Raw genomic sequence first — 22,310 nt, forward strand, 5'->3', positions numbered from 1 at the left:
GAGTGAACCCAGCTACAGTTCTTTCGCGGTGAACAAAAACGTGTAGAGCAGAGTAAGCGCCGGGGGCGAAGGTTAAGTATTATTGGCTTTCTTCAACCGCTTGTATTTAATAGTACAAATACTAAAGTTGTAGTATAAAAAAGCAGCTTCGCCTTGCTGCTGATGTTTTTATAATGAAGGCACTGAGTTTATCAAGTTCATCAACGGCAAAGAAATACTGGTAGAGACTGCTTGGCGTTGGGAGTGGGAACGAGATTGCAATATGCCAGTAGTTGAAGTGCGTAGGCGTAGCCCGCACTTCTCTACGAGACGCTGCGCGTAGCTTGCTTCCACGAAGTGGTACGGCTGCGCTCAGTGACCGTTGTAGACATCACTACTTGTCCCCACATCAACACTTCCCACGCTAAATGCTAAATTTTATTTAGCCACTTAGCAGGAGTTTTCTTTTTCTTATGTGGTTCTGGTGTGCCGATTCAGTAGAACAAGAATTATTTGATTTGTACGCTCCAGCCCTGCGCTCGCTCGGCGTAAATTTTAATGACGAGCAACTTCAAGACACTCTAGAAGCATCCAGTTATTGTTTAGAAGATGCCTTCAGGAGCGCAATCGTTTATATACTCTGGCTTGAAGAAAACCTCAAGCCCATCTACCCGACTGCGATACTAATTGAGGCACTGGCAAATCAATGGCGCACCAAGTATTGGAAGCCGGAATATCTGGAACTTGAACAGTTGCTCTCAAGAGGAAAGCGCTGGTGGAGGACAGCAGTGGATAAGTGGGGTTACGACGAGCGTAATCAACTGGTTGCAGATATATTTTATGACCACGGGCAGGAATTTATTAAGTTCCGAAATGGTAAAGAAATTCTAGTTGACACTGCTTATAAGTGGGGATGGGAACGAGTCGCAGATTATGCGTCCCCGTTTTCAGAAAGTAATTGGTCATTTCGCGTTATCAATGCAAGGGAATCTTGATCTACACCTTCTGCACAAGAGTAAATAAGCACCGTCAAGCAGCAATCGCTTTAGCCACACGCTATTTTGAGACAGTGTGATTTCTACCCCTCTCAATCAACCAGCACCCCACCCACAACCGCAATCCCCCACTACGGAAACTTCGCTAGCAGCTTTTTAACAACAATTTGCAAAGCAGGGTCATCATTCTAGCACTCCTGCAAGAAGTCAAACCCTGGATTCTGCCCTGAATTTGCCGCAACTTTCAGTTTCTGCATACGCTTTGGTCGTACATTTGACCGCGCAACAATCGCTTCGCACAAACTTCAAAGACGGCTAAAAAATCGGTGTTGCTAGATTCGGATGATGGATGATGATACCATGCTAGAGGGAACGGTGGAAGCCGCAGTCTTTCTTCAAGAGAGCAGCGAAATTTCTTTGCCTTAACTTAGAGCGATTGTCCAAGGTTTTTCAGATCGTGGAAAACCATAAAGAGAAATCCAAATGAACTACGACATCAAAGACAAAACCATTTTGGTTACAGGCGCAAATCGCGGCATCGGCAAGGCGATAGTTGAGTCGTTTATTGAACACGGAGCCACCAAAGTCTATGCGGCTGTTCGTCAGCTCAACAGTGTCTCCTCATTGGTTGAACAATACGGCTTACGGGTAGTACCAATTCAGCTTGATTTAAGTGATCCCCAATCTATTGTTGCTGCTGCTCAAACTGCCCCAGATGTGCAAATAGTTGTCAATAATGCAGGAGTCTTTCAAGCTGGAACTCCCCTAGCTGAGAATGCGATCGCCGCTCTCGAATTTCAGATGAAGGTCAATGTATATGGATTGATTCACATGGCTCAGGCGTTTGCCCCGGTACTCAAAGCCAATGGAGGTGGTGTCTTTGCTCAAATCAATTCTGTTGCTTCGCTCAAGGGTTTCCCTGACTCTGCGACTTACTGTGCCTCAAAAGCTGCGGCTTATTCAATCACCCAGGCATTACGAGAACTATTAAGTAAGCAGGAAACCCATGTACTAAGTGTTCACCCTGGCCCAATTACCACGGATATGAGCGATGCGGCAGGAATGAGTGAAGTTTCACAGCCACCTGCACTTGTGGCAGATGGGATCATAAAAGCTCTCAAAGCTGGGGATTTTCACGTCTTTCCTGACTCGATAGCTAAACAAATGGGCGATGCTTATAAGAGCTTTGCCCAAAATGTCGTTGAAGTGTCATCAAGTTAACTACATTACAGGGTAATGCTCTAGACAAAGAAATCTGGGTATTAAACAGCAAGCCCAAACTCTTCTCGATTGATGAACAAACCAATCACAATATCATGCATCAAATCCATTAAAAATAGGAAATCACAATACTGAATTTATAGCAGCGATATGGCGCGAATCTTATACTATGCACAGCGCTCACCTTACGCTCGAAAAGTAAGAATTGTCCTGTTCGAGAAGCAGCTACCTTACGAACCCAAAGAAACAGACATTAACAATAAATCAAGAGAATTTCTGAGTTTATCTCCCATCGGTAAAGTTCCGGTATTGGTAGATGAAAATGGTCTCGTTTTTTGGGATTCAACGCTGATTGTGGAGTATTTAGACGAGACTTATCCCCAGCCGAGTTTTTATCCAGGCTCGCGTATTGAGCGTTTGTACTGTCGTCAGGGGGAAGAGTTAGCAGACAGTTTAATAGACAGTGTTGTGGGATTGTGGTACCAAACCCGTAAAGGAAATCAAGCCGATTTTGGCACCCAAGCTAAATATCAGTCCAGCATTAATCGCATTTTAGCTGTTTTTGAGCAAAAGTTGACTACCTCAGCCTACCTATTAAATGAAACTCTCAGTGCTGTTGATGTTGCAGCTATATCAGGGTTGGGTTACTACAGCCTCAGATTTGGCAATAATTGGCAGCAAGAGTATCCTAAATTGAGCCAATGGTTTGAGGTATTGCATCAACGTAAGTCGGTTTACTCTACCATGCCAAAAGCATAAAGCAATTTAGCTGACTTTAATCACTTGAGTTTTTGGAAGACATCGTAGCTATTATATTCACCTGATTCAATAGAAAGGGTAACTAATGATGACCGAACGAGAATTTCCGAACTGGGAGGCCCTTTATCAAGAACAAGCGGTTGAAACCATGCCCTGGTTCAACCCTAGCTTAGATCCAGATGTCGAAGAAGCGCTCCTTACCCTTGAACTGAGCAATGGTTCAGTGCTGGATTTGGGAACAGGGCCGGGAACTCAAGCGTTCGCCTTAGCTGAACGAGGATTTCAGATGATGGCGACAGATTTGTCAGAGGCGGCCATTCATCAGGCGGCAGCCAAAGCAAACCAAAAGGGATTAGAAATTTCGTTTCAGCAAGATGATATTCTCAATAGTCGTTTGGAACAATCTTTCGATTTGATTCTCGACAGAGGATGCTTCCATGTTCTACCACCCCAAAACTATGGTACTTACGTGCAAACAGTCGCAAGCTTATTAAAGCCTAAGTGCTACTTGTTACTGAAATGCTTCTCTCAAGAGGAAACAAGAGAACAAGGCCCTTACCGCTTTAGCCCAGAGGAGATTCAGCAGATATTCAAAGAACGATTTAATCTGCGTTTAGCTAAACAAACCGTCTATCATGGGATACTCGATCCCCTTCCTAAAGCACTCTTTTGCATCCTAGAAAAGCATTGATTTTTTCCACAAATTTATTACTCATTCATAAAACAGGGCTATGCGCCAGAGTCTAGCTTGAAAACGAATAGCGATTAGCGATCGCCTCACTCGATTATTTAAAATTTTAGGCAGGGAGTAATCGGGATTTACTCTTCTCGGCTCTCTTTTTCCAACTCTTTACTTTGTTTTAGGATCAACAGCAATCCTTTGTTGCGGTTTAGTAGATCAAGGAGTATTCAGTGTTCATGAGTTAATCTCGCTAAGTTTATGATGACCATTATTCCATCGGCTATGAATATTTTTTGCTCACCCTACATACATGATTAGGACTTACGCATCGTACATAAGTACTAAACACAATTTGGGTATTTTAGCCATGTTTTGCATCCAGCGATCGCAAATGTCGGAATAAATCAGGGTTATCTAAAACCTCTGAAAAGACTAAATACCGTAATACACGTTTTGGTTGATTTGTATAGTGCGTAAGTCCTAATGATATTCCTATTTGTATCTAAAAAATTTTATAATATTATCAAAAATTTAAACAAAACTATGAGTTTGCTGTTGTAAAGGAATCTGAATGATAAACTTAGTTCCTACATCAGGTGTTGAATGGCAAATTAGCTTTCCTTCATGGTTTTCTGTAATAATCTGATAACAAATAGACATTCCCATTCCCGTTCCTTTACCAATTGGTTTTGTTGTAAAAAACGGATCGAATATTCGCTGTTGAATGTGGCTAGACATTCCAACTCCATTATCAAAAATTGCAACTTCCACCCACTTTATATTAACAATATCTGTGGAAATTACAATTCGATTGCATTCATCTTTTCTTTTTTTTGTGTTGCTATCTTCTATGGCATCAATTGCGTTCACTAAAATATTCATAAACACCTGATTAAGTTGTCCTGCATAACACTCAACTAAGGGGAGAGTACTATAATTTTTAATTATTTCTATTTCTGGTCTTTCTGCGGTAGCTTTAAGGCGATGTTGTAGGATCATCAAAGTACTGTCGATACCTGCATGAATATCTACAGCTTTGAATTCAGCTTCATCCATACGAGAGAAGTTTCTTAACGATAAAACAATTTGACGAATGCGCTCAGTACCTGATTTCATAGAAGATAATATTTTTGGTAAATCTTCTTGCACAAACTCTAAATCAAAATCTTCAGCAGCTATTAAAACTTCTGGTGGAGGTTGAGAATTATATTGCTGTTGCAACTCCAAAAACGTTAATAAATTTTGAGTATATTTTTCTACATGGACAAGATTGCCATGAATAAAATTGACTGGATTATTAATTTCGTGTGCCACACCAGCTACCAACTGCCCTAAACTAGACATTTTTTCTTTCTGAATAAGCTGCGCCTGCATTATTTGTAGTTCTTGTAAAGTCTGTTTAAGTTCCGTAGTTCGTTGCTCAACACGGTTTTCTAGCTCACTATTAGCTTGTTCTAGTTGGCTAGCCGATATACGATTTTCTTGAGTCGCCGCCGATAAGATTAATGTTGCAATAGTCAATGCACTTATAAAAGATTGCAACAACAGTAAAGAAGTCCCAGCAGAGTCTTTGGCAAATGTTCCAAATCCTTTCGACGTACCCACAATGGCAATGCTGGTCATCACAATAATTAAAAATGTAGTTTGCCACTGTTGTAAGCGAAAAGCAGCCCACAGCAGAGGTAGAACCATCATATATTCTATCGGACTGCTGTTCCAAAAAGCCGCATACCCAATACCAAATAAGACTGCTAAAACTAAAACAAATTCGGCAATCAATGTTCCTTTAAATTGCTGACGAGTACGCAAATGCTGAAACAATGCTAATAATGCCGGAGCAATAATTAACATACTCACATTTGTACTGATATACCACCCCAACCAAACCAGCCGAAAGTTGCCCCAGTTTGAAATACCGACCATACACTGAGTTACTGCCCCGACTAAGGCAGTAAAGGGTGTAAAAGGAATAATTGAAGCAATAAAACTAATCGCATCTTGGGCTCGATTAAATGGGTAATGTAGCGTAATGAAGCGAGCAACTAAGGTTGTAATGATTAGTGGGTCGATAGCATTGAGTGATGCAACTACAAAAGAAGCGGGTGTATTAAAAAAAAGCAGCCTGTTAATAATGAAATCACAAAGCAACAATACAATCCAGTATCGTCGTCCAAATAATAGTAATGTTGCCAAAAACACCCCAGATGAAGGCCAAATTGCCGCCGATCCATCTGGGAATGTAAATACTGTTGCTAACTTAGCCAGAGCAAAGTGAATCGGCAATAGGATCAAAAATCCGATTAATAAAGCGCGATCATATCGAAAATGGAATTTTGGAAGAGCTATTGTTGGGAACATCTCTAATCTCAAAGCTAGTTTTGAATATTGCTATTTTTATAATTCCCACTTTTGATGCTTTTTTAACTAGCAACGGTTTTTTACTTTCGTTTGAATGAAATTAGGTTTTGTGCTGAGATATAAAAATACCCTCAAGTTGCTAAAAATATTGATTTAAGCAATTGTGACTCTTCTGGACTAATAGTATTTGCTTCTGGATTATTAGGGTAGAACATGAGTATGAGCAGCTTAAATTATATTCAATAATGCCAGTAAATAAATTTAGGCTAAAAGATTATATTGCTTTATCCTTCATTCAAAAACATTGGCTCTTTCAATAATGAACCATTCATGGTTAATTAATGACATTTTGAGCCAGTAATTTTAGAGCAAACGATCGCAAATTTGACCGGAATTATTAATTTTTGTCTCTAAAAGTTAAAGATAATTTTAAAATGGGAATTCTCTATATAGATAAAAAAAGATTTGTAAATAAAAATAAGATAAGATTTATGTTGACGATCGCTGGTTATCGCATAAACGAGCTAATTTATTCGAGTTCCAATACCCTAGTACATCGCGCTCTTAGGGAATTAGATCGAAAACCAGTCATTATTAAACTATTGCGGCACGACTATCCCAGCTTTAGCGAATTGGTGCAGTTTCGCAATCAGTACGCGATCGCGAAAAATCTCGACATCCCAGGCATTGTCCAACCGCTGAGTCTAGAACCATACCAAAATGGCTATGCTTTGGTAATGAAAGACATCGGTGGCATCTCCCTACGCGATTACATCCAGGCTGCCCCTTTGAGTGTCGAACAATTCTGGCCAATTGCCCTGCAAATTGTAGATATCCTCCACCAGCTATATCAGCAACGGATTATCCACAAAGACATTAAACCAGCTAATATTCTGATTCAACCAGAAACGGGGGAGATTAAGCTGATTGACTTTAGCATTGCCTCCCTGTTACCCCGCGAAACCCAAGAAATTCAAAATCCCAACATTCTAGAAGGCACACTCGCCTATATCTCACCGGAACAAACCGGGCGGATGAACCGGGGGATTGACTATCGCAGCGATTTCTATTCTTTGGGAGTTACCTTTTTTGAACTGCTCGCAGGACAGTTACCATTTCCAGTAGACGAACCAATGGAAATGGTTCACGCCCATATAGCGAAACAACCGCCCTCTATCTGCGATCGCAATCCCGATCTGCCCATCATACTCGGTGAAATCATTTGCAAACTGATGGCCAAGAATGCGGAAGACCGCTATCAAAGCGCTCTCGGTCTCAAGCACGATCTGGTGCGATGCCAGGAAGAATATCATGTTGCGGGCAAACTCGCTTGGTTTGATTTAGGCCAACGAGATATCAGCGATCGCTTTTTGATTCCCGAAAAACTCTACGGACGAGAACAAGAAGTTCAAAGCTTGCTCGATGCTTTTGGCCGAGTTGCTAACGGAGCCTCCGAACTGATGCTGGTGGCAGGTTTTTCCGGTATTGGCAAAACTGCCGTCGTCAATGAAGTGCATAAGCCGATTGTACGTTGGCATGGCTATTTCATCAAAGGTAAATACGACCAGTTCAACCGCAATCTGCCGTTTAGTGCCTTTATCCAAGCCTTCCGCGACCTGATGGGTCAACTTCTAAGCAGTGATGACGCGCAGTTAGCTGATTGGAAAGCGAAAATCCTGGCGGCAGTGGGTGACAATGGCCAGGTACTCATCGAGGTGATTCCGGAACTCGAACATGTCATCGGCCAACAACCCCCAGTACCAGAACTCTCCGGTAGTGCGGCTCAGAATCGTTTCAATCTGCTGTTCCAAAAGTTCATCACGGTGTTCACCACAAGGGAGCATCCACTGGTCATTTTCTTGGATGACTTGCAGTGGGCTGATTCAGCTTCGCTAAACTTGCTGAAACTACTGCTGACAGAACGCGATCGCGGTTATCTGTTCGTCATCGGAGCTTATCGGGATAACGAAGTGTTCCCGACTCATCCCTTGATGCTGATGCTTGATGAGGTTAAAAAAGCCCAAACCTTTATCCACACCCTCACCCTACAACCCCTGAGCCAAGCCCATGTGAATCAGTTAACAGCAGATACGCTCAGTTGCTCAACTGAACTGGCTCAACCGCTTTCGGAGTTGGTCTATCAAAAAACCAACGGGAATCCCTTCTTCCTCACCCAATTTCTCAAAGCACTGCATGAAGACGGCTATATTTGGTTTGACTTTCAGACAGGACATTGGCAATGTGACTTGGCAACGGTGAAGTTACTCGCGCTCACGGATGATGTCGTCGAGTTCATGGCACTTCAGCTGCAAAAATTGCCGACTGCCACCCAGGCTGCTTTGAAACTGGCAGCTTGCATTGGCGCTCAGTTTGATTTGTCTACCTTGGCGATTGTCAATCAGCGATCGCCCGAAGATATCGCGCTCGACCTCTGGAAAGCCTTGCAAGAAGGCGTGATTCTGCCCATCAGCGATGTCTATAAGTTCTACCAACTATCAGAACTTCACGTGGCAGAAGTCCAGCAGCCATTAACCTTTAACTGCTCCTATCGCTTCCTCCACGATCGCGTCCAGCAAGCTGCTTATTCCCTCATCCCTGACGAGCAAAAACAGACGACTCATTACCAAATCGGACAACTTCTGCTGCAACAAGTTTCTCCAGCCGCTAGAGAAGAGCGCATTTTTGAAATCGTCAATCAGTTGAACTATGGAACCACGCTGATTGAAAAACAACAGCAACGGGACGAACTCGCCCAACTCAACCTCACCGCTTGCCGCAAAGCCAGAGCCGCAACCGCCTATCATGCCGCCCGTGAATATGCCACAGTCGGGCTGCAACTGCTGGGAGCAGACGCTTGGCAACGGGAGTACGAAATAACTCTATCTCTGCATGACTTAGCTGCCGAGGTTGCTTTTTTGGCTGGTGCTTTTGAACAGATGGAGGAGTGGATTGAAGCGGTAATCGATCGTGCAAAAACGCCTCTAGAACGAGTGCCAGTTTATCAAGTCAGAATTCAGGCATTAGTCGCCCGCAATCAATTTATCGAGGCGATCGCGATCGGTCAATCAGTCTTCCGAATGTTGGGCGTAAACTTGCCAGACGAACCAACCCTAGATGATATTCGCCTCCTGAAGCAAGAAATTGATGCTTTAATTGAGGGTCGCTCCATCGAGTCATTCATTCATCTGCCGAAAATGACCGATCCGCAGCAATTAGCAATTATGCAAAATGCGGCGCGGCTGACACCAGTTTGTTATATGTCCGGCACAAAGCTTTATTTCCTGGTGGTGGCACTCCAGGTTAAATTATCAATTCAATTTGGCAACAGTCCGGTTTCGGCGTTTTGCTACGTGGGTTACGCCTTCCAACTGAGGATGCTGTGGAGCGACATGTCAAAAGTGCCTCAGTTTGGGCAATTAGGATATCAACTCGCCTTAGAACCAGATGCCAAAAACATCCGAGCCGCAACTGCTATGTTAATGGGGGCTTATGTGGGTTCTTGGACAATCCATCTGCAAGACACGTTGCCCATTCTGCTGGACGGATATCAAGCCGGGTTGGAAACTGGCAATCTAGAATTTATGGGTTACGATGCCCAGTTGTATTGCTTCAATGCGTATTGGTACGGTCAACCCCTCGCTGAACTCGAACCCCAAATTCGTGCTTATTACCAGCAGTTGTCCGACCTCCACCAAGTCACGGCGGCAAACTGTGTATTAGCTTACTGGCAAGCGGCACAAATTCTCTTGGGTCAGTCAGAACAAGAGATTCCCTTACGCCAGGATGCCTACGAACACAAAGTGCTGGATGAGGCAAAAGTCGATTTTTACCGACTATCCTTCTTTTACCTTTATCGCTTCACCTTAAATTACTGGCTGCAAGACTTTGCCAAAGCTCAACACGATGCGGCTCAAACGCGACAGTATTTAGCTGGCGGGATGGGAAGTATCGTTGAACCAATCTTCTATTTCTATGATTCTCTGACGGTGCTGGCTAATCCTGGTGAATCAATGTCCCCGTCAGAACCGGGATGGCAGCGAATAGAAGAAAACCAAGCCAAGCTAAAAGATTGGGCAGATTATGGCCCGATGAATTACTTGCACAAATATCATTTAGTTGAAGCGGAAAAATATCGCGTTCTCGATCGCAAAACCGAAGCTATAGAATTTTACGATTTGGCGATCGCGGGTGCCAAAGCCAATGGCTATTCTCAGGAAGCAGCCCTTGGCAATGAACTGGCGGCAAAATTCTATTTGGATTGGAACAAAGAGCGAATCGCCCAAGCTTATATCATTGAGGCCTACTATGGTTATGCTCGCTGGGGGGCGAAAGCCAAACTCGCTGACTTGGAAACTCGCTATCCCCAACTGCTAGCTCCCATCCTCCAAGGGGCGCAGACACCACTTTCTATTGATGAAACCTTATTTTCCACAGCAACTGTCACCTCCACTAGTAGTTCCTCCACGAGTCTTTCTGATTCTCTGGATCTGGTTGCCATCCTCAAAGCGTCGCAAACTCTTTCGGGTGAAATCGAGCTTGAGCCGTTAATTGCTACTCTCTTGCTGACAATAATGCAAACCTCTGGGGCGACGCAGTGCGCTTTAATGTTGAGTGAGGGGCAAAATCTCACAGTTCAGGCAAGGGCAGAACTTACGGAGTCGGGCAAAATCGAAACGCAGATTCTCCATCCAACCCAGTCGCTTGTCGATAGTGGTATAGTGCCGATCGCTCTGGTAACAAAAGTCAAACGCAGCTTGCAGCCCGCTGTGATTAGCAACGCTGGACAAGAGCCGCTATTGCTCGGCGATGCCTATATCCAAAACCAACAGCCCAAGAGTCTGCTGTGCAGCCCGATTTTGCAACAGGGCAAGCTGCTAGGCATAGTCTATCTAGAAAATAACCTGGCAACAGGAGCCTTTACGCGCGATCGCGTTGAGGTACTGAATCTGCTCTGCGCCCAAGCTGCAATTTCACTGGAGAATGCTCGTCTCTATCAGCAAGCCCAAGCATATACTCAACAGATACAAGAATCTCAGCTTCAGATTGTGCAAAGCGAAAAAATGGCGACTTTGGGTAACTTGGTGGCAGGGGTGGCTCACGAGATTAATAATCCAGTCGGCTTCCTCAACGGCAGTATTAACAATGCCAAAGATTATGTAAAAGATTTGTGTGAGTATTTACACATCTATCACCAGCATCAGCCACCTACAGGTGCGGTGGCCGAATTAGCCCAAGAACTTGACCTGGAGTTTATGTTGGAGGATTTACCTAAGTTAATTGACTCAATGAAAGGCGCAACCGATCGCATCAAAGGCATCAGTACCAGCCTGCGTACCTTCTCTCGTGCAGATACGGAACACAAAGTTAAAGTCAACTTGCACGAAGGGTTAGATAGTACGCTGTTGATTCTCAAGTATCGGCTCAAAGCCAATGAAAATCGGCCTGCCATTAAAGTTATCCGCAACTACGGTAATATCCCTGAAATTGATTGCTTCCCCGGTCAGCTTAACCAGGTGTTTATGAACATTCTGGCTAATGCGATTGATATGTTCGATGAAATGGCACAGCAAACAAGCTTTGAAGAGTTAGAAAATCATCCCCAACAAATCGCGATTCACACTGCATTATTATCCGAACAAAATGCAGTTGAAATTCGTATTTTTGACAACGGTAAAGGCATGAATGAATCAGTTAAATCTAAGATTTTTGAGCGTTTGTTTACCACTAAAGAGGTTGGCAAGGGAACGGGGTTAGGTTTAGCGATCGCCCGTCAGATTGTCGTCGAGAAACATGATGGTCGGCTGGAAGTTCAGTCCCAATTGGGACAAGGCTCTGAGTTTTCCATCTCACTCCCGGTTCGGGGTTAAATCAACCATCGCTGCGGCACAGTACAACAACTGTGTTGCAGCCGACAGATTATACCATTTCACTAAAATTGGCTGTGCCAACGCTCCTGGCGAACGCACCTGTCAAAACTCTGCCAGGATTCACACAGTCGATCGCTATACCTCAGTTCGAGTCATCACTAAAATCTGTCGCTAAACCAGAGTTCACGTCAAAAGATAACCCTTCTCATACCGAGTTGCGTTCAAAAATATTAGTTTTGGCAGGCTGTTCTTGAGCAGGGGAAGCAGGGGAGGCAGGGGGAGAAATACTACATACATATGATTGCAAATTGGTATCAACAACAGCAATTTGAGCAACTGCTCGATCCTTGGCTATAATCTACTACGCATTGGACAAGAAGCTCTAACCAATGCAATTAAATATGCCCATACCACAGAGATTCAAGTTGAATTAGTCTACGAGGAAATGCAGTGCTGTTTGCGAATTAGTGCCAAATTAATACAGCGCATGAATCATCCAGAATTGAGCCAGCGTGAGTTAAAGGTGCTTCAATTGGTGGCACAGGGTATGAGCAACCTGGAGATTGGGACTACTTTGAATGTTAGCGAAAGCACGGTCAAATCAAATATCAACCGGATTTTAAGCAAGTTAGGGGCTAAAGATCGCACCCAGGCAACCATTATTGCTTTAAGAGCTGATTCGTAAACAAAAGCTTAAGATGCCATTCGCTTTACCATCAGACGAATCAATGAGCCATAAATCATAGCTTCACTTAGCTCTGTGTACAATTCATAATCCTTGCTCAAACGCCGAAATTGATTGAGCCATCCGAATGTGCGTTCTACTCATAGCAGGGGTTTGAGCGTTTGATAATTGAGGCGATTTTTTTATCAATATCATTATTTAACAAGGGTTTCACAAATTACGTGCGTTTGCCCTAGTGAATAAAATTCTGTCACTGCTACCAATTAAAAATCAGAAGACAAAGCTAAAACTTCTGATTCCCAACAGTGAATAAACCAATGTCACTGCTACCAATTAAGAATCAGAGTTAAGCCAAACCAGCGATTACCTTCAGTTCAAGCTCAAATTTGAAATCTCGCAGAGAAACAATATTTAACATTAACAACTACGGAGTAGATATGAACAATAAAACTTTAGCACAATTGAGTTTCAGTGCAATCACCGTGGCAGTCACGGCGGCTGTGTCCGCACCGACACACGCGCAGCTGAAGCCGATAACGGTGGCTGAGTCCGCACCTGCGCCCAGTGACCAAAGGATTCGTAAAACGGGTTTCCGTCTCAGCAACTTCGATGTGGGAATTGCCACGGTATGCGTCGAGACAGATAGGGAAACCCAGTGTACCGGCCGGGTTCCCAAGGGTACGTCGCGGGTCTACACTGTGCGTTATCACAACCTCACGGGCTGGAAATGCCACGTGAGGGCAGACCGCCCCTTGCCGCCGCATAGCGTGCACTCTCACAAATTCAGCCGAGGAGAGTTCAAGGAATGTCTCTTTATTGATAACACTATCTTCGGCAAGCGACCTAACGGTTCTCAGAAGAAGATTAGCTAATTAGCTGTAGTTGTTTTTCCCACGCGCTGGGGAAATTCGTAGCGATATGGAAGTAGTGGTGATGCTCGAGTCATTGGCACTTATCCTAGAGCGGAGTCTGAGCCAGCCTTTGATTGACATAATCTTGCAACCAGAACCAACTTACTTGGGTAACTCTGGCAATTCCTCGCAGTGATATTCTCTCTTAACTTGCACATTTTAAAACCCTTACAAAATAAGGCGTTGAGACATTTCATAAAAATGTGCTTGTTTCATATTTTGCGGGAGCGTCAATCGCGCCTGTGAGAGGCTCAATTCAAACAAAAAATACAGAGGGTATGTGGATGAATACATTTCAAATAAAAACTACCAAAGGAAATAACAAGCCAGCTATATCGTCAGGAATAGATCCTTATATGTGGCTTGTAGAAAAAATTGAACCCACCCGTACCGATCTTCTAAATCACCCAGTTTACAAACAATTAGGAGATATAGCATCTCTGCGGATATTTACGGAATCCCATATATTTGCCATTTGGGATTTTATGTCACTGATTAAAACTCTTCAACAGCGAGTCACTTGCTTAGATGTGCCGTGGCTTCCACCGACAGATATTAATTCAGCAAGGATGGTTAACGAGATTGTTCTAGCTGAAGAGACTGATGAAGTTACCCCAGAGCATTACACAAGTCATTTCGATCTCTATCTAACTGCTATGTCAGAGATTGGGGCTGATAGCAGTCTAATACGACAGTTTATTTACTCGTGGTTAGCTTGGATTCCAGATTATAGTGAAATTGTGCTACATACTAGCCAGTTTTGCCAAATCCGCTCTTAGTTACTAGCTTGTCAAGCAGATGCTTGAACTGTGGGACTTTGTAAAAAAACTCAAGGAGCTAGAACTGAGAATGGCTATTTTAGACACTACAAGTCTGACCCAGATGGAGTTCCCAACTGCCGCAACCTTGAAATTGCCACCCTTGCCGATAAAGCGTCCTTTATTGCTGATTGGTCATGGCACTAGAGATGCAGAAGGAAGGCAAGCTTTGTTAAATTTTGCTACTGCCTATGCAGCTTTAGATCCATCGCGTTCAGTTGTGCCTTGTTTTCTGGAATTGACTGGCCCGACCATTGAAGAAGCAGTAGAGCAGTGTGTGGAAAGAAGCTACATTGAACTCTCAGTGTTGCCAGTGATGCTATTTGCTGGACGGCATAGTAAATTTGAAGTCCCCAATGAACTAGACCGTGCCAAGGCTAGGTATCCGCAGCTGAAGTTTCACTACGGGCATCATTTTGGGATTACTCCTAAGATTATAGAATTGTGGCGATCGCGTCTAGCACAACTTGACTACCCTGAATACAACCCCCAACAAATTTCTCGATCTGACACCGTTCTCCTCTTTGTCGGTAGTGGTTCTAGTAACTCCGATGCCAACGCAGATGTTTACAAAATAGCTCGTATCATTTGGGAAGGAAGCGGCTACTCCACAGTCGAAAACTGCTTCATCGTCATTACGCAACCTAAGTTAGAAGAAGGCTTCCGTCGCGCCCGTTTTTACCAGCCTAAACGCATCATTGTCCTGCCATACTTTTTGTTTATTGGTATATTAATGAAAAAAATTATTAATATTACTGCCCAACAGCAGGAGCAATACCCAGATATTTCCATGATTTGTCTGCCCGAAATGGGTCTGCATCCTCAACTATTCTCGCTATTACGAGAGCGAGAAATTGAAACTCAGCAAGAACTTGTGCATCTGATAGTTTTCCCAATGGTTCAATAGGTTGTAAACTGACAGAAATATTGGAAGAGTTAAAAATTAGTAATATCGCTGTTGTTCCTCACTCGATTATGATAACGTATGAAGTTTTCATGCTGGCTTGTTATGGAGTTTTAGAGCAAGCGCTAAAAGAAGAAGTTTTATCCAAGTCTGAGTTATATGAATGGGTAAAACACTTAGAACAAATGCACAAAAATGGGCAGTTTCTCGCTGAACACCCAGGATTTATTGTTACAGGCACAAAGAGTTAATAAGAAGATGTTTTCAAAGTTTTGAAAGGTTAAATTTTAGGGTGTGTTATCAAAGTGTTGCCATAAGTTTAGACCAAATTCGTAGCAATTAATAAATAATTCAATAACTAAGTCGTGCAGTTCGCACAAGCTTAATTTCGATAATGCATTTATTAAGGGGTTATCCTATGTCAACTTTTGTCTTAGTTCACGGCGCATGGCATGATGGTTCTGCTTGGGAACCTACGATCAAACATCTAGAAGCGAAAGGGCATCGAGCTTTTGCTCCTACAATCGCTGGGCATGGTAAAGGCGTAAATAAAAATGTCAACCATGCTCAATGCACGCAATCGGTTGTTGATTACATTGTTGACAAAGACTTAACCGATATCGTCCTCTTAGGACATAGTTTTGGTGGGACAATTATTGCGAAAGTTGCTGAAGCGATTAGCGATGGCTTCGCCGGCCAAAGGCAACGCATTCGACGGCTGATCTTCTTCAATGCCTTTGTCTTGAATGATGGTGAGAGCGTCAAAGATACCTTCCCACCTAACTCTCATGGGTTATTCGACAAGCTAGCGAGAGAATCGGACGATCGTACAGTGATGCTACCTTTTGAGACTTGGCGCGAGGTATTTATCAACGACGCTGATCTCGAACTGGCTAAATCCAGTTACGCACAATTATCGTCTCAACCCTATCAACCGCTAATCGACAAGTTGGACTTAAAGCAGTTTTACGTGCTGACCATTCCCAAGAGTTACCTCTACTGTACAGAAGACAAGGGGGACTGGCATCCGAGAATGTCCAGTCGTTTAGGGCTATTTCGGCTCGTGCAAATGCCGGGTAGTCACGAGGTGATGTTTTCTAATCCTGTCGGTTTAGCAGAAAAGATTATTCTGGCAGGGCGCGACTAGCAGTGTTCAAATGAACACTGCCGTTTATTATTTTATCTAGAGCTTGCAAGCGAGGAAACTTACATAATGACATCTCAGTCCGTTGATAATGTTGATCAAAGGGAGAACCAGATCCAAAACTGGAATAATTTTTGCCGCTATCATGTAGGCGACTGGCATGGTATCTGGACTAAATATTCGCCAGAAGGACACTCAATTGACTCCTTCAAGTGTGTTCGTTCCTTTCATCTCAGTGAAGATAGTAGCCAGATAACTCAGCAAAATTACTACACTTATTCTGATGGAAAGACTGAACTACAAAATGCTGGTCCTTATACTAGTGCAGGTCTATCTTTTAACGGGCATCACTTTGTCGTTTTGTTTCTAGACAACAGCTTTTCCTGGGGGTCTACAACGATCACAAATGCGGATGCTCAGTTATTTTGTGAAACAGGGTTCACGCATGGAAACAAGAGGATGAGCCTTAGCGCTGTTTACAAAAAAAGCGGTGAGTTGCAGTACATCAGAGCGATCTCTGAGCAATTAGACAGCTTTAATGAAGCGCTTTCAGTTCCTGGTGTGATTCAACCTGACGGCGTTTGGCAGGGGACTGTCAAACAGATAACCCCCGATTTAGTCACATCCTCTCCAAAAGAAATTGGATGGCAACCCCTGGAGAACGAATATGGCAACAATCAGGTATTTCACTTAAGAGGAGGCTCGATTAGTTGTCCCTTGAGGATTGAAAGCAACACAGTCCTGGATCTGATTGTCGATTGGCAGGCTGCTCCAAACAAATTGTTCCGTGGAATTCGCCACTTTGACAATTCCAAGTTGAGTCGCTTTTTGCTTCAAGTCTACGAATCCTAATCAGATTCGGCGATCGCATTGGACGCACCAAAACGCTACTGTTACTACCCATTATTCCAACTTAAGTTGAAATAAATCTGAACTTAAGTACAGTTAAACCTGAGTACTTCAGAACGCTCATCGGCAATCTTTTTGTCACTTAAAATATGGACTCAGAATTGATGACAGCTTGAAGCTGATTCCATATATTAAATCATATAGACGTTAGTCAGGATTGACAAAAAGAGATTTCAGAGTGCTAAGAGTACAGTGAATGTTTTTTTGTCGAGGTTTAGAATGAGTGACAATATTTCTGCTCAACCAACTGGCGATACGCAAAAGCTAAAGCCTTTATCATGTGTAGAAAAAATCAAGCGGGCTATTTTTTCCACAACGATGACATGACAGCAGTTTGCAGGTAGATAGAGTACAAGCGATCGCTCAGTGTCGTAGATGGGGTTTCGTGCCTCAACCCCATAAACTATAGTTTTGGCGAAGGATGATAGGTAAAACCCACCCTCCGCATCCAGTTATAGGTGAGCAATCAGCGAGACGAGTTTGAGTGGAATATGTGCAGCGCGATCGCACTATTCCAGCGTTATCCGTTCAGACAACATCACTAGAGTACGAGGAATTTCAAATGATCATCCATCCAAGGAATGGCAATCCGATAATTGCTACGGTTTTAATGACCTGTAGCACATTCAAAACTTCCGCTCTCATAGGATCGTTTCAGAGTATCTCGCTATCTTTTGGTTCTGAAGAAGCGGCTAAAAAATTTTTTGAGGATGTTAGAAAGATGAGCTGTCTTCACTCAAGTCATGAATCAAACCATGTTGTTGTTATTCCTGACTTTAGTAGTAGCCAAAATGCTGCTGGAGCTATTTACCACGCGGTTAACTCTTACAGAGATCGCTTAACTTCTGTCAACAAATTTGAGATAAATCTTTTCTCTGAAGAAGACAAGCACCTACTTAAACACATTCGGCAGTACATAGAGGTATATTTTGGTTCCGATGCTATGACTGTGAATTGAAGCAGAATTCAGTACTCAGGAGGAGGCAGTGCGTTGCGGTGAGAGGATCGCAGTCTTGGCGGTTCCCGTCGTTAGCGCAGCGTTAGCGAGTCTTCGAGCGTCTTGCCTTAGCGAAGCGGTAGCGAGTCTTCGAGCGTCACCCCCGAACCCGTTAGCGCAGCGTTAGCGAGTCTTCGAGCGTCAGGGAGGTTTCCTCCGTTGTAGCAACTGCCGTTCAGAATCAACGGTTCGGCTTCTCTTCTCCTTCTCCTGTCGGAGACGCTGCGCGAACGGAGATGCTAACGCGAACGAGACGCTACGCGAACGCTCACCGTTGACCCTGAGCGAAGCCGAAGGGTCAATGAGTGCGGGATTCAAACCGTTCGGCTGACGCTCACGGCGAAGCCTTCCAATTCAATTGTGAATTCTGACTCCTGACTTCTGAATTCTGTTTTGCAAAAAGTTTGGTTTTTTACCATACTCAAAGCTCAAAGACGGAATTCTAACACTGTAAACCGAGAGGTGATTTCATGAAAACATCGAGTTTGAGAACAAAGTTCTTTGCTCTAATGATGATCGGTGTTTTAGTAGTCAACGTGCTACTATCAGCACCACAAAAAGCTTTCGCCCAAACAAGTAAACCCAATATCGTTTTCGTCCTAGTGGATGACATGGACGCTGACACAATTAACATCGCACCGGAGAAATATGCACCACATATCAAGTCGCTTTTGATCGACAAGGGTGTAACATTTCCCAACTTCTTTGTCGATGTGTCTCTCTGCTGCCCATCGCGCACAAGTATTTTGCGCGGTCAGTATGCCCACAATACGGGGGTCTTGAACAATTCAAGAGATGAAGGAGGTTTCCAGCAAGCCCATAAAAACAAATTAGAACAAGAAACCATCGCCACCTCATTAAAGGCAAATGGCTACCGGACAGCTTTGATTGGCAAGTACCTCAACGGCTATCCCGACACAGTCCGCGATGATGACGACAAAATCCCGGATACCTACGTCCCGCCTGGTTGGACAGAGTGGTATAGCCCGATGGAAAAAGGCAAGAATAAAAACAAAGCCAAGGGTTATGGCAATCCTTACACGCAGTACGGCTATACACTGAACCAGAAAGGCAGACTGGTCAAGTACGGTAACAATCCCGAAGACTACGGTACAGACGTTTATACTGGCTTTGCCAGAAATTTCATCAAAAATTCTGCCAGAGACAACAAACCGTTTTTCCTTTATTTTGCTCCCTTCAACATTCACTCGCCATATACGTCAGCAGACCGCTACAAGCCCCTCTTCCGAGATCCAAAGATTAAAGCGCCCCGCTTAGACAATTTTAACGAAGCTGGTACTGATGCTGGTGGCTTTAAGACTAAGCCTCAATTCATGCGGAAGCATTTGAAGCGACTCAATAAGAGACAAATTGACTTTGTTGATAAAAGTTATCGAAAGCGCTTGCGATCGCTCCAGTCGGTTGACGATGCAGTTAACAAGTTAGTCGATACGCTCAAGGAGTCAGGGCAACTTGACAATACTTACATCGTTTTTACCTCTGATAACGGTTACAAACAGGGTATTCACCGGATAAGCTTAGGCAAAGAGAGTGCCTACGAGGAAGATATTCGCTTGAATCTGTTCGTGCGCGGACCGGGAATTCCCGCCGGCAAGAAACTGCCCCAGATAGTGGGTAATATCGACTTTTTCCCCACCTTTGCCGATATAGCTGGAGTTCAACCACCCCGTTTTGTGGATGGACGCTCGTTCTTACCCTTGTTAAAGGGTACGACAGAACCCCGGAAGTGGCGCTCTGCATTTTTGATAGAACACACACTAAGTAAGAAGAATGCACTTGAAGCTGAGGATGATCTAGACAACGATCTGTTACAGCTTGAAGAAGAGGAGCGGTCACAGCTTGCAGATGAGGATGATCTAGACAACGATGTGGTACAGCTTGAAGATGAGGAACAGTCACAGCTTGCAGATGAAGAGCAATCGCGCCGAAAAAAGAAGCAACAAGTGAAGTTCCCTACTTACCAAGCGATCCGGACACGAAATTACACTTATGTGGAATATGAAACTGGGGCGAAGGAACTGTACGACATGAAAAAAGACCCCTATCAGTTGGACAACCTGGCTTCTAAAGCTGATCGAGCTCTACTCCAACGGCTTGCTAACCGACTGAGTAAACTGCGTACTTGTAAAGCCGATTCCTGTCAGGCAATTGAGGAGGAGGAGGACGAGTCGTTTACTGCCTAAGAAGGTTCTGCCAGGATACGTGGTACGTATCTTGGTAAATCAGCAAATGTAGGTTGGGGAGCCACTCACGTGCGGGGGTTCCCCCGTTGAGTGAAGTGGCGTTTGAGGAACGAAACCCAACACCTCAAACTCTTGTATTTGTTGGGTTTAACTTCGTTCAAACGCCACTTTAACGCCAGTTGCGACAATGGAAGGAACCTCCCTGACGCTCGAAGACTCGCTAACGCTGCGCTAACGGGTTCGAGAGTGACGCTCCTGCGTCGCTAACGCTGCGCTAACGACACAAAGCGGAGCGGAGCCACTTCCTCACCGCAACGCACTGGCTCCTCAAGTCGGGAGGAAAAACGCCACCCAATCGACATCTATTTGCGGTTGAGACATTTTTTGTGCTCAAAGGTGAAGGCATTGCAATTTGTGATGGCAAAGAAGTTGCGATTCGTTCCGGAGATACCTTGCTCGTGCCGCCGACGGGAGTTCATGAGATCCGCAACACTGCGTCAGAACGACTGTATACGATTACTGTCATGGTGCCAAATGAGAATTTTGCCGAACTGATTCGTAGCGGCGTTCCAGTCAAACTCGATGCCGAAGATATAGCCGTGCTGCGGCATAATCTAGTCCAAGATTCAGTTTGATGACAGCGATCGCCCATTGACCACAAAACCATTCACGGATCGTGTCATTCGATGCTGTAGAACCAGCAATCGTTGATCAGTTGAATGCCCTGGACAATCCGAACCGATGGCCCATCTCCATGAAACCGAAACTCGACCAACTCACCGAGCCGGAACACAGGTTTTTCTTTATACTTGGACTGGGAACGTCCCCCAACTCTTTGTATTAGCAATGGTGTTGGCGCATTTCCGGCTAAAAATTTCTCCAAAGCTTGTTGCTGTTTGGGCAACAGGTGTGAATCAGCCATTGTAGGGATGAGATAGGCGATACCTTCGGCACACTTCGTGAATGCTTCGTACCAACCGATAGGTTTAGATGTGGATGAACCTATCCCACTATTTTAAAAATCCCTACTTATCTTCGCAAAATATGCTTGAATTTTTACGTCAGGTCGTAGATCGCAACTATGGGTTAAAGAGCGAAGTGTGTTTACCATCTGGCTGATTTTGGTTGATTTTGGGGGCTGATCTATAAACTAATCTTATCATTTAGCTAAACTCTTAGCTTTTGTACATTTCCCTCAAAAGTTGTATCGTAAGCTACTATTTTTTACCGCTCGCAAAAGTTTTCAGTCTACTGACAGTAATCTGCTGTCGGGCTGGCTTAGTTTGGTAATGCTGATGGGTCATTACAGGTATGGCTGGGTTGCTGACAAACAAGTTAACCCCTCGAATCCAAGAGCTTCCACTTTCACTTTACCTGTAGCCGAGTCGAAATGAATCAAAACTGAACGTTCCATATTTATCTCCTAGCAAAATGTTGAACTTCTTGATGTCCGGCAAAAGTCAGCCGTAAAGTTTGTACAGTGCCGTTGGTTTCTTCAGTGATCGCGTACTCCCCAAATTTTTCTTGTAATTCGGCAGCTTTAGCTCTCACCATCCGTTGTCCATAAGCCAGAATTAGTTTATTGCTGAAAAAGTCTTCGCCCAGCTTAGGAACTGTCTCATAGCTATCGTGTATCACCTCATACACACCGCTTGAGGTGTTCCATTTGAACCCGATGTCTGCACGGGCTTTTATGGTGCGACCAGACACGATGATTTCAGCACTTTGCCCCTGAGAGCCACGTAGTATCCTTTTAGTGGCTGTGGATTTCGATGAACTTGCGGTGATAGGTTTAAATCAAAAAGTGCTTGTAACAAACAATCGTGATTGCTTAATTTGGTTTTAACAGTTGAGAAATGTGACACAAGTTATCTCCA

Annotated in this window: 16 protein-coding genes and 5 pseudogenes; 15 read left to right on the forward strand and 6 right to left on the reverse strand. The window is 44.0% G+C overall.

Translation table 11 applies throughout. The features are described 5' to 3' along the window. Positions 1 to 452 precede the first annotated feature (452 nt). The 4 genes from RMX98_RS32345 (at position 453) to RMX98_RS32360 (ending at position 3,645) form a co-directional block, all read left to right on the forward strand. On the forward strand, positions 453 to 974 hold the full coding sequence (locus RMX98_RS32345; protein ID WP_322681691.1) for a hypothetical protein: 522 nt from the start codon (positions 453 to 455) through the stop codon (positions 972 to 974). A gap of 483 nt (positions 975 to 1,457) precedes the next feature. Next, entirely contained in the window at positions 1,458 to 2,195 is a 738-nt protein-coding gene (locus RMX98_RS32350; protein ID WP_322681690.1) for an SDR family oxidoreductase, read from the forward strand. Between the two features lie 150 nt (positions 2,196 to 2,345). Further along, positions 2,346 to 2,954: a glutathione S-transferase family protein gene (locus RMX98_RS32355; protein WP_322681689.1), complete on the forward strand. Its 609-nt coding sequence runs from the start codon at positions 2,346 to 2,348 to the stop codon at positions 2,952 to 2,954. An 85-nt stretch (positions 2,955 to 3,039) separates the two neighbouring features. After that, positions 3,040 to 3,645, forward strand: coding sequence for a class I SAM-dependent methyltransferase (locus tag RMX98_RS32360; RefSeq protein ID WP_322681688.1), 606 nt, complete (start codon positions 3,040 to 3,042; stop codon positions 3,643 to 3,645). Positions 3,646 to 4,167: 522 nt separating this feature from the next. On the opposite strand, the gene RMX98_RS32365 is transcribed toward RMX98_RS32360, so the two are convergent. Next, a complete protein-coding gene (locus RMX98_RS32365; RefSeq protein ID WP_322681687.1) occupies positions 4,168 to 5,994 on the reverse strand; it encodes an MASE1 domain-containing protein in 1,827 nt (608 codons plus the stop codon). A 491-nt stretch (positions 5,995 to 6,485) separates the two neighbouring features. Here RMX98_RS32365 and RMX98_RS32370 point away from each other — a divergent pair, with 491 nt between their 5' ends. Both RMX98_RS32370 and RMX98_RS32375 read left to right on the forward strand, forming a co-directional pair. Continuing rightward, positions 6,486 to 11,861: an AAA family ATPase gene (locus RMX98_RS32370; protein ID WP_322681686.1), complete on the forward strand. Its 5,376-nt coding sequence runs from the start codon at positions 6,486 to 6,488 to the stop codon at positions 11,859 to 11,861. 328 nt (positions 11,862 to 12,189) lie between these two features. Beyond that, a complete protein-coding gene (locus RMX98_RS32375; RefSeq protein ID WP_322681685.1) occupies positions 12,190 to 12,546 on the forward strand; it encodes a LuxR C-terminal-related transcriptional regulator in 357 nt (118 codons plus the stop codon). 8 nt (positions 12,547 to 12,554) lie between these two features. Here the strand turns inward: RMX98_RS32375 and RMX98_RS32380 are convergent. Beyond that, positions 12,555 to 12,686 (reverse strand): annotated as a pseudogene (locus RMX98_RS32380) (IS5/IS1182 family transposase); the annotation flags it as partial. Positions 12,687 to 12,983: 297 nt separating this feature from the next. Between RMX98_RS32380 and RMX98_RS32385 the strand changes: the two are divergent. Continuing rightward, a complete protein-coding gene (locus tag RMX98_RS32385; RefSeq protein WP_322681684.1) occupies positions 12,984 to 13,418 on the forward strand; it encodes a hypothetical protein in 435 nt (144 codons plus the stop codon). A 91-nt stretch (positions 13,419 to 13,509) separates the two neighbouring features. On the opposite strand, the pseudogene RMX98_RS32390 reads toward RMX98_RS32385, so the two are convergent. After that, positions 13,510 to 13,602: pseudogene (locus RMX98_RS32390) on the reverse strand (IS1 family transposase); the annotation flags it as partial. Positions 13,603 to 13,741: 139 nt separating this feature from the next. Here RMX98_RS32390 and RMX98_RS32395 point away from each other — a divergent pair. From RMX98_RS32395 to RMX98_RS32430, 8 genes and pseudogenes are all read left to right on the forward strand, one after another. After that, positions 13,742 to 14,236 carry a DUF3050 domain-containing protein gene (locus RMX98_RS32395; protein ID WP_322681683.1) on the forward strand — a complete coding sequence of 165 codons (495 nt, stop codon included), beginning with the start codon at positions 13,742 to 13,744 and terminating at the stop codon, positions 14,234 to 14,236. 70 nt (positions 14,237 to 14,306) lie between these two features. Beyond that, the gene (locus RMX98_RS32400; RefSeq protein WP_322681682.1) at positions 14,307 to 15,182 is read left to right on the forward strand and encodes a sirohydrochlorin chelatase; all 876 of its coding nucleotides are present in this window, start codon (positions 14,307 to 14,309) and stop codon (positions 15,180 to 15,182) included. Between the two features lie 20 nt (positions 15,183 to 15,202). Beyond that, on the forward strand, positions 15,203 to 15,430 hold the full coding sequence (locus tag RMX98_RS32405) for a hypothetical protein (protein ID WP_322681681.1): 228 nt from the start codon (positions 15,203 to 15,205) through the stop codon (positions 15,428 to 15,430). A 167-nt stretch (positions 15,431 to 15,597) separates the two neighbouring features. Continuing rightward, entirely contained in the window at positions 15,598 to 16,326 is a 729-nt protein-coding gene (locus tag RMX98_RS32410) for an alpha/beta hydrolase (protein ID WP_322681680.1), read from the forward strand. Positions 16,327 to 16,392: 66 nt separating this feature from the next. Next, positions 16,393 to 17,175 carry a DUF3598 family protein gene (locus tag RMX98_RS32415; RefSeq protein WP_322681679.1) on the forward strand — a complete coding sequence of 261 codons (783 nt, stop codon included), beginning with the start codon at positions 16,393 to 16,395 and terminating at the stop codon, positions 17,173 to 17,175. Positions 17,176 to 17,725: 550 nt separating this feature from the next. After that, the gene (locus RMX98_RS32420) at positions 17,726 to 18,190 is read left to right on the forward strand and encodes a hypothetical protein (RefSeq protein ID WP_322681678.1); all 465 of its coding nucleotides are present in this window, start codon (positions 17,726 to 17,728) and stop codon (positions 18,188 to 18,190) included. A gap of 551 nt (positions 18,191 to 18,741) precedes the next feature. Next, entirely contained in the window at positions 18,742 to 20,433 is a 1,692-nt protein-coding gene (locus tag RMX98_RS32425) for a sulfatase (protein WP_409882059.1), read from the forward strand. A 329-nt stretch (positions 20,434 to 20,762) separates the two neighbouring features. Beyond that, a pseudogene (locus tag RMX98_RS32430) lies at positions 20,763 to 21,068 on the forward strand (cupin domain-containing protein); the annotation flags it as partial. A gap of 44 nt (positions 21,069 to 21,112) precedes the next feature. Here the strand turns inward: RMX98_RS32430 and RMX98_RS32435 are convergent. The 3 genes and pseudogenes from RMX98_RS32435 to RMX98_RS32445 form a co-directional block, all read right to left on the reverse strand. Beyond that, the gene (locus RMX98_RS32435; RefSeq protein WP_322681676.1) at positions 21,113 to 21,355 is read right to left on the reverse strand and encodes a DUF1392 family protein; all 243 of its coding nucleotides are present in this window, start codon (positions 21,353 to 21,355) and stop codon (positions 21,113 to 21,115) included. A gap of 387 nt (positions 21,356 to 21,742) precedes the next feature. Next, positions 21,743 to 21,847, reverse strand: a pseudogene (locus RMX98_RS32440) (DUF2997 domain-containing protein); the annotation flags it as partial. A gap of 2 nt (positions 21,848 to 21,849) precedes the next feature. Continuing rightward, a pseudogene (locus RMX98_RS32445) lies at positions 21,850 to 22,298 on the reverse strand (DUF1257 domain-containing protein). Positions 22,299 to 22,310 lie beyond the last annotated feature (12 nt).

This window comes from Nostoc sp. DedQUE02 (assembly GCF_034531035.1).
In the GTDB taxonomy this organism is placed as follows: domain Bacteria; phylum Cyanobacteriota; class Cyanobacteriia; order Cyanobacteriales; family Nostocaceae; genus Nostoc.

Bases quoted from the DNA above. Each gene is read 5' to 3' on its own strand.
- RMX98_RS32345 (WP_322681691.1), top strand. From the start codon at position 453: ATGTGGTTCTGGTGTGCCGATTCAGTAGAACAAGAATTATTTGATTTG.
- RMX98_RS32350 (WP_322681690.1), top strand. From the start codon at position 1,458: ATGAACTACGACATCAAAGACAAAACCATTTTGGTTACAGGCGCAAAT.
- RMX98_RS32355 (WP_322681689.1), top strand. From the start codon at position 2,346: ATGGCGCGAATCTTATACTATGCACAGCGCTCACCTTACGCTCGAAAA.
- RMX98_RS32360 (WP_322681688.1), top strand. From the start codon at position 3,040: ATGATGACCGAACGAGAATTTCCGAACTGGGAGGCCCTTTATCAAGAA.
- RMX98_RS32365 (WP_322681687.1), bottom strand. From the start codon at position 5,994: ATGTTCCCAACAATAGCTCTTCCAAAATTCCATTTTCGATATGATCGC.
- RMX98_RS32370 (WP_322681686.1), top strand. From the start codon at position 6,486: ATGTTGACGATCGCTGGTTATCGCATAAACGAGCTAATTTATTCGAGT.
- RMX98_RS32385 (WP_322681684.1), top strand. From the start codon at position 12,984: ATGAACAATAAAACTTTAGCACAATTGAGTTTCAGTGCAATCACCGTG.
- RMX98_RS32395 (WP_322681683.1), top strand. From the start codon at position 13,742: ATGAATACATTTCAAATAAAAACTACCAAAGGAAATAACAAGCCAGCT.
- RMX98_RS32400 (WP_322681682.1), top strand. From the start codon at position 14,307: ATGGCTATTTTAGACACTACAAGTCTGACCCAGATGGAGTTCCCAACT.
- RMX98_RS32410 (WP_322681680.1), top strand. From the start codon at position 15,598: ATGTCAACTTTTGTCTTAGTTCACGGCGCATGGCATGATGGTTCTGCT.
- RMX98_RS32415 (WP_322681679.1), top strand. From the start codon at position 16,393: ATGACATCTCAGTCCGTTGATAATGTTGATCAAAGGGAGAACCAGATC.
- RMX98_RS32425 (WP_409882059.1), top strand. From the start codon at position 18,742: ATGATCGGTGTTTTAGTAGTCAACGTGCTACTATCAGCACCACAAAAA.
- RMX98_RS32435 (WP_322681676.1), bottom strand. From the start codon at position 21,355: ATGGCTGATTCACACCTGTTGCCCAAACAGCAACAAGCTTTGGAGAAA.